This is a genomic window from Micromonospora craterilacus (assembly GCF_003236315.1).
In the GTDB taxonomy this organism is placed as follows: Bacteria; Actinomycetota; Actinomycetes; order Mycobacteriales; family Micromonosporaceae; genus Micromonospora; species Micromonospora craterilacus.
Genome location: NZ_POTY01000490.1, coordinates 1 through 1,186, shown reverse-complemented (window position 1 = coordinate 1,186; position 1,186 = coordinate 1). Strand labels below are relative to the sequence as shown.

General features: G+C 72.4%; 1 protein-coding gene. It reads right to left on the bottom strand.

Translation table 11 applies throughout. The features are described from left to right. On the bottom strand, nt 1–1,013 hold a 1,013-nt coding region (locus tag C1I95_RS34015), incomplete at its 3' end, for a glycoside hydrolase family 6 protein (protein WP_111220216.1). Nucleotides 1,014–1,186 lie beyond the last annotated feature (173 nt).

Below are 1,186 nucleotides of genomic sequence, written 5' to 3'. Positions count from 1 at the left end.
GTGGTGGGCGGGGTGGTCGTCGGCGGAGCGGTGGTGGGCACCGGGCCGGCCGCGACGGCCAGGTCGTACGCCCGTTGCGGCACGAACTGGCCCGCTGCGGCGATGCACCCGTCCGCCTCGCCGGGCAGCTTCACCCAGAGGAAGGCGTCGATGGCCGAATCGCCCGTGGCGGTGGTGCTCGGCGTGCCGATCGCCCGCCCCGGCGGGTCGCACCACTCGGAGCCGGCGGGACCGTTGCCGTTGCGGCTGGTGTCGATGACCGCTTTCAGCCGGGAGATGCCGGTCGCCGCGATGATCGACTTGGCGTATCCGACCTCGTCGGCGGTACGCCGGTAGTTCGACACGTTCAGCGAGATGCCGTCGGCGCTGTTGGCGATGTCCGCCGCGGTCAGCCGGGCGGCGGCCTCGCCGGGGGAGAGCCAGGCCGAGTGCCCGATGTCGAAGTAGACCCGGGCCGCGGCCGAGCCGGCCTTGAGCGCCTTTCCGGCGTACGCCATCGACGCCCTCGTCTCGGCCTGTTGGCTGGCGTTCTGGCAGCTGGTCATGATCGGGAGCACGTCGGGCTCCAGGACGATGGTGGCCGGGCGGCCCGCCAGGCCGGCCGCGACCTGGTCGACCCACTGGCGGTAGGTCGCGTGGTTGGGCGCGCCGCCGCTGCTGGCGCCGCTGCAGTCCCGGTTGGGGATGTTGTAGACGACGATGATCGGCACCTTGCCCGCCGCTGCCGCCGCATTGACCAGGGCGTTCACCTCGGCGCGTACGGTCGAGGTGTTGGTGGTGGTGAACCAGCGGCCCTGCGGGACGTTGGCGATCCGGTCCCGGATGACGGCGGTTCGCGAGTCGCCGGGGTTGGCCGCCACCCACCGGGCGGCGCTGGTCGCCGGATCGACGTAGAAGGCGGAGTCGGCGGCCGCGGCGGGCGTCGGTCGCAGCGCGCCCACGCCGACGGTGGCGGCCACGGTCAGCGCCGCCGTCGCGGCGCCGACCACGGCCAACGTGCTTCGGGTTCTCATGGTCTGCTCCTCGTAGCCATCGAAAAATATGCGTGGAAGCGCTCCCACATGTCCGTCAAGGTACGGGCCGGTTGCCGGGTTGTGAAGACCTTCCGGAACTATCCGTCTCGATGCAACACGCCGCCCCTGCCGCGGCGCGGGCACCAGGGACCGGGCGGGCGGGGCGCATACGA